Source organism: Candidatus Methylomirabilota bacterium, from assembly GCA_035764725.1.
Taxonomy (GTDB): Bacteria; Methylomirabilota; Methylomirabilia; order Rokubacteriales; family CSP1-6; genus DASRWT01.
This window is the reverse complement of sequence record DASTYT010000053.1, coordinates 1-5,830: the sequence shown is the minus strand read 5'-3', so window position 1 is coordinate 5,830 and position 5,830 is coordinate 1. Positions and strand designations below refer to the sequence as shown.

At 72.4% G+C, this 5,830-nt stretch carries 5 protein-coding genes; 3 read left to right on the top strand and 2 right to left on the bottom strand.

Going from position 1 to position 5,830, the window contains the following annotated elements; translation table 11 throughout:
- Positions 1-185 (top strand): TOBE domain-containing protein (locus tag VFX14_09945; protein ID HEU5189998.1); only part of this gene is annotated, 185 nt, incomplete at its 5' end.
- On the opposite strand, the gene VFX14_09940 is transcribed toward VFX14_09945, so the two are convergent.
- Together VFX14_09940 and VFX14_09935 are read right to left on the bottom strand one after the other, a co-directional pair.
- Positions 182-1,414, bottom strand: coding sequence for a ribonuclease H-like domain-containing protein (locus tag VFX14_09940; protein HEU5189997.1), 1,233 nt, complete (start codon positions 1,412-1,414; stop codon positions 182-184). The two genes, VFX14_09945 and VFX14_09940, sit on opposite strands and share 4 nt — an antisense overlap.
- Positions 1,415-1,436: 22 nt before the next feature.
- Positions 1,437-3,788 carry a DEAD/DEAH box helicase gene (locus tag VFX14_09935; GenBank protein HEU5189996.1) on the bottom strand — a complete coding sequence of 784 codons (2,352 nt, stop codon included), beginning with the start codon at positions 3,786-3,788 and terminating at the stop codon, positions 1,437-1,439.
- Positions 3,789-3,852: 64 nt separating this feature from the next.
- Between VFX14_09935 and VFX14_09930 the strand changes: the two genes are divergently transcribed.
- Both VFX14_09930 and VFX14_09925 read left to right on the top strand, forming a co-directional pair.
- Positions 3,853-4,404, top strand: a complete 552-nt coding sequence (locus tag VFX14_09930) for a VanZ family protein (GenBank protein ID HEU5189995.1) — start codon at positions 3,853-3,855, stop codon at positions 4,402-4,404.
- Positions 4,380-5,830, top strand: a 1,451-nt coding sequence (locus VFX14_09925) for an Nramp family divalent metal transporter (protein ID HEU5189994.1), incomplete at its 3' end; no start/stop codon positions are given. The genes VFX14_09930 and VFX14_09925, both read left to right, overlap by 25 nt.

The following is a 5,830-nucleotide window of genomic DNA, read 5'->3' as shown; positions in this document are numbered from 1 at the left end:
GCTTTTTCCGCGGCTCGGAATGCCTCTACTGCATTCGCCTACCCTCGGGACGCCGGGTGCACTCGTCCCAGCCCTCGACGGCCACCTTCGCGGCGGGCGCCCGCGTCCGAGCGGAAGCGCGGCTCCTCCACGTGGTGGCCTTCGCAGCCGACGCGGCGGGGGCGAGTGAGGCGGACGAGCGCTAGAGCAGCGGGGTGGGCGCGAGCCGGGCCAGCCGGCGTTCGAGACGCCGGAGCCGGTGATCGAGCCCGGCGCGCAGAGCCTCGGAGGCGCGCGCGGCCTCGGCCCGCGCCAGCGCCTCCAGGACAACGGCCTGCGCGCCGCTCCAGTCGCGCAGCCGGTGCTCGTCGATCTTCGCCATCTCCTCCCACGGCCGAGGATCGAAGCTCCGCTGGCCGCGCGCCAGCTCGTCCCACAGGGCCCGCGCCTCGCTCCAGCGGGCGCGGCGCTTCTCGCGCCAGGCCAGGCGTGCCAGGAGCCGTGCCCGGCCGGCCCCGGCAATCCCACGGGCGAGGGCCTCGCGCAGGCAGGCCTCGCCGCGGTCGGCGTCGCGCGCCTCCCAGAGGAGCCCGAGACCGGCCAGCTCGTCGGGCGCGATGTCGCCGGAGGGCGCCCGCGTCGCCGCGTCCGCCACCCATCCGGTGAGCGCGGCGAGCGACAGGATGTCGTGCCGGTTGTGCTCGAACACGCGCGGCAGCTCCCCGGGCCGCTTGCGGCGCAGATAGTCGAAGTAGACCGCGGGAATCATGGCGCCGGGGAGATCGTCGCGTCGCTCGAAGCCGAGCGCGTGCTGCTCCACCGTGCCCAGCCGGCAGTCCACGAGGCGGTCCCGCCACAGCCGGCGCGCGGAGGTGAGCAAGTCGAGATGAAAGCGATCGGCCGGCCAGCGCCGGCGCCCGAGCACGAACCGCGTCTCGAGCAGGGGCAGGTCGAAGCCGGTGCCGTTGTACGTCACGAGCCCGTCGAAGCGGGCGAGCAGGGCCTCGAGCGCGGCGAGCAGCGCCGGCTCCTCGTCGAGGTCGCGCATGAAGAGCTGGCACACCTCGAACTCGTCCCCGTCGACGAAGCCCACGCCCACCAGGAACGCGTACGTGCCGGTCCCGCCGGCCAAGCCCGTCGTTTCGGTATCGAGGTAGGCGAGACGCCGCCCGTCGGGCGACGTCTCCGCGCGGCCTAGCATGGCGAGGGCGGCGGGATCGAGTCCCGCCGCCGGCGTCAGCCGGTGCCGGCCATGGGCATGGCCGACGGAGTATCGGCGTCGCGCCACCCAGAGGGGGCCGCGCTCGGTCTCCTCGACGGCCCCGCCCACTAGTTCCTCGAGCGTGCCGGCGCGCCGCGGCGGCGCGGGCGCGGCCGCCCGCGTGCGCTCCTCGATGCGGCGAATGACCTGGCGAAGCTCGGCGGGAATGGCCACAGGCGGGTCCGGCGCGGCGGCGTCAGCGGGCGGGCGCGAGCCGCCGCAGGATGGCCAGGGCGATGGGCTTGGCGCGGCGGCCCACCTCGTTCACCGGGCCCACGCAGGACGGGCACCCCGAGCGGCACGGGCAGGCCTCGAGGGTGGCGCGGGCCTGGGCGAGGAGCTCTGGGAGGATCTCGAAGATGCGCTCGGCGAGTCCGATGCCGCCGGGCTGGCTGTCGTAGAGGTAGAGCGTGGGCGTGAACTGCTTTGCGCCCAGGAGCTGCGCCCGCTGGATCTCCCGCGTCACCACCACGCCCTCCTCGGCGGGCGAGCCGTCGCCAAGCCACGCGCCGACGTCTCGCACGTCGCAGAGGAGGAAGATCGGAGCCAGGTGGTGCAGGAGATACGTGAGGGCGCGGAGCCCGTCCACGAGCTCCTCGCGGCTCGACGAGATCGCGGCGAGGAGGTCGGGGGCGAAGGTGAGCCAGGCACTCGTGGTCTGCATCTCCTGCTGGGGCAGCTCCACTTCGCCCGAGCCCACGTTCTCCAGGGTGCCGAGCTTGATCTTCTTGAAGCCCACCACCTTCTCGGCGACCAACACCTCGCCCTGCTCCGAGCCCCAGCCCGGCGCGTCGCGGCGAGTGAAGCGCTGGAGCACCCACACGCCCTTGGCGCTGATGGCGTCGGTGAAGTAGTCGACCTGCACGCGCTTGACGTACGCGACCTTCTCCTCGTCTTCCCGATAGTGCAGCTCCTGCACTTCGAACGGCTCGCCTTCCACCATGTAGATCGCCTTGGGATAGATCATGGCGAAGGCGCTCTTCCAGTCCACCTCGGCGATGATCTGCCGGCGCTTGGTCTGCTTGTCGTCGCGGGCGGTGGTGTCGATGACCAGGAAGTTGTCGGAGGTCACCGTCCGCAGCGAGATGTGATCGGCGGGATACGTCTCGGACGTCCAGTGGTAGACGCCGCCGGCCCGATGGAGCAGGCCCTCCTCCTCGAGCGCGGCGAGGTGCTCGCGCACCGAGGCGCCGAAGGCCTCGTTCTCCGCGAACGGCAGCTCGAAGGCGCCGCACTTCAGGTGGTTCACGAGGATGAAGGGGTTCTCCGGGTTGATCCGCGCGTGCTCCGGCGAGGCGCCGAAGAGATAGTCGGGGTGCGCGGCGAGGTACTGGTCCATCGGCGCGCTGGTGGCGACGAGGATGGCCGCCGAAAGGCCGCTCCGGCGGCCCGCGCGCCCCGACTGCTGCCACAGCGACGCGATGGTGCCGGGGAAGCCGGCGAGTACCGCCACGTCGAGATGGCCGATGTCGATGCCGAGCTCGAGCGCGCTCGTCGCGACGACGCCCCGGACCTCGCCCGAGCGGAGGCCCTGCTCGACCTCGCGGCGCCGCAGCGGGAGATAGCCGCCGCGATAGCCGCGCACGATACCGGCATCGCCCGTCTTGTCCTCGACCATCCGCTTGATGGTGGAGAGCAGGACTTCGGTGCTGAGCCGGCTCTGCGCGAAGACGATGGTGGCGATCTTCGCTCGGAGAAAGCGCCCGGCGAGCCTGGCCGCCTCGCCGAGGTACGGCGCGCGGATGCCCAGCTCGGGATTCACCACCGGCGGGTTGTAGCAGAGGAACATCTTATCGCCGGTGGGCGCCCCGCTCTCCGCGAGCTCGGTCACCGTCTCGCCGGTCAGCCGCTCCGCAAGCTCGCGCGGATTGGCGATGGTGGCGGACGCCATGATGAACTGCGGCGACGAGCCGTAGTGGCGGCAGATGCGCTTGAGCCGCCGCAGCACGTTGGCGAGATGGCTGCCGAAGACGCCACGATAGGCGTGAAGCTCGTCCACCACCACGTAGCGGAGGTTCTGGAACAGGTTCACCCACTTGGTGTGGTGCGGCAGGATCCCCGAGTGCAGCATGTCGGGGTTGGTGAGCACGAGGTTGGCGCGCGCGCGCACCGCGCGCCGCGCGTCCTGCGGGGTGTCGCCGTCGTAGGTGAACATGCGCAGATCGGGCAGCGCCTTCGCCAGCTCGGTGAGCTCGGCGAGCTGATCCTGCGCGAGCGCCTTGGTGGGGTAGAGGTAGAGGACGCGGCCCTCTGGCTGCTGCACCAGGCTCTGCAGCACGGGCAGGTTGAAGCAGAGCGTCTTGCCGGATGCGGTGGGCGTCACGGTCACGAGATGCTCGCCCTTGGCCACGATCTCGAACGCCTTGGCCTGATGCGAGTAGAGCTGGGTGATGCCCCGCGCGCGCAGGGCTTCGATGAGCCGCGGGTCGAGGGCGGAGGGAAACGGGGCGTAGACGGCAGGACGCGCCTCGATGTGCCGCACCGCCGTGATGAGCGGCCCCGTCTCGAGCGAGGTCAAGAGCTCGTCGAGCAGCTCCCGGAGCGGCATGGCTCATCCTATGTTTAGCGGTTCGCGGTTGTCAACTTTGCCGCCGTCGTGTCACGCTGTACGCGTGATCGCTCGCCGCGTCATCGTCCCGCTCGCGTGGACCGTCCTCATCTTCTGGCTCGGCGGCACCGACTGGAGCGCGGAATCGACCCGCGCGTACGTGCTCCCGCTGCTGCACCGCCTCCTCCCATGGGCGAGGCCGGAATGGCTCGACCTCGCGCACCTGCTCGTGCGGAAGGCCGGCCACGTGACCGGCTACGCGATGCTCGGCGGGCTCTGGTTGTGGACGCTGCGCCGCTGGTCCGCGGCGGTGTTGCTCGCCGCGCTCACCGCGTTCCTCGACGAGGCCCGCCAGGCGTTCGCGGTCGGCCGCGGCGCGAGCGCGGGCGACGTGGTGCTCGACGCCGCGAGCGCGGGCCTCGCCGTCGCCCTCCTCGCGGGCGGCGTCGCGCCCACCGTGGACGCCGTGACCGGCGTGCTCCTGTGGCTCACCGCGCTCGGCGGGAGCGCGCTGCTGCTCCTCGACCTCGCCGCCGGCGCACCCGCCGGCTGGCTCTGGCTCTCGGCGCCGGCCGCGTGGCTCCTGCTCGCGTGGCGGCGTCGCGTCCGCGCATGACGCTCCTGCCCGCGTGGCGCGCCGCCGAGTTGCCGCATCCGCCCGCGTACACGCTCCGCAATGCCCTGCGGGTCATCGGCCCGGGAGCGCTCCTCCTCGGGCTCTCGCTGGGGTCGGGCGACTGGCTGCTCGCCCCGGTCGTCGTCACGCGCCACGGCCCGGCGCTCCTCTGGGTGTGCACCGCGTCGGTGCTCCTCCAGGCGGCGCTCAATGCAGAGATGGCGCGCTACACGCTGGCCACCGGCGAGCCCATCTGGAGCGGCTTCCTCCGCACGCGTCCCGGCCCGGGCTTCTGGGCCTGGGCGTACTCGGGTCTCCATCTCGCCCAGCTCGCCTGGCCGGGCTGGGCGCTCGCGGGCGGCGTGAGCGCGGCGGCAATCTTCCTCGGTCGTCCACCGCGCGACGAAGATCGCGCGGTGGTGCTGATGCTGGGTTATCTCGTGTTCGCGGCGGCCATCGGCGCGACCGTGCTGGGGCGTCGAGGTCAGGACGTGCTGTGGCGCGCGGACCGTTTCTTCCTCATGGCCACGCTCCTCTACCTGGCGCTTCTCGCCTGGCTCCTCGTGCCGGGGCCGGCGTGGACGGCGGTCGCGAGGGGGTTCGTCGCGCCGCTCGCGGGCGAGGCGCCGCCACCCGGCGATCTCGACTGGGTGCTCCTCGCCGCCTTCGCCGCGTACTCGGGAGCGGGCGGCGTCGTCAACGCCAGCCTCACCCACTGGCTGCGCGACAAGGGCTTCGGCATGGCGAGCATCGCGAGCGGCGTGCCGATCCAGGTCGCCGGGCATCACCTTCATCTCGTGAGCGAGGGGGCGCGGGTCGAAGGGTCACCGGAGAACCTCGACAAGTGGCGCCAGTGGTGGCGCTTCCTGGGGCTCCACCTGGGGGTCCTCTGGGTGGTGGGCCCGCTCATCGCCATGGCCCTCCCCGTCCTCCTCACCGCGTGGTTCGTCCCGCGTGGCGCCAACGCGCTGGGCAACGCCGCGCCGGTGGCCCTCGCGCGCGGGCTGCTGGAGGCCGGCGATCTCTGGCTCTGGTTCCCTACCCTCATCGCCGGCTTCTGGATCTTCTTCTCCACCCAACGCGGCGTAGCGGAAGGCTTCTCCAGGAGCGTCACGGAGATGCTGTGGGCGGGGAGCGACCGCGCGCGCTCGTGGGCGGGCGAGCGCGCCTCACGCCTCTATCACGGCGTGCTCGTGGTCTTCACTGTCGCGGGTGCCCTCGCGCTCCTGCTCGGCGACCCCCTGCGCCTGATCCTGATCGGCGCCAACGTGGGCGCGGTGGGCATGGTCATCCTCTCCGCGCACACCCTGATGGCGAACCGCGCGCTGCTCCCACGCGCCCTGCGCCCCGCCCTGTGGCGGGAAGCGGGGGTGGTGGCGTGCGCGCTCTTCTTCGCGTGGCTGGTGGCGCGGGCGCTCGCGCGCCC

Coding starts and splice junctions, on each gene's coding strand:
- VFX14_09935 (HEU5189996.1), bottom strand. CDS start 3,788: ATGCCGCTCCGGGAGCTGCTCGACGAGCTCTTGACCTCGCTCGAGACG.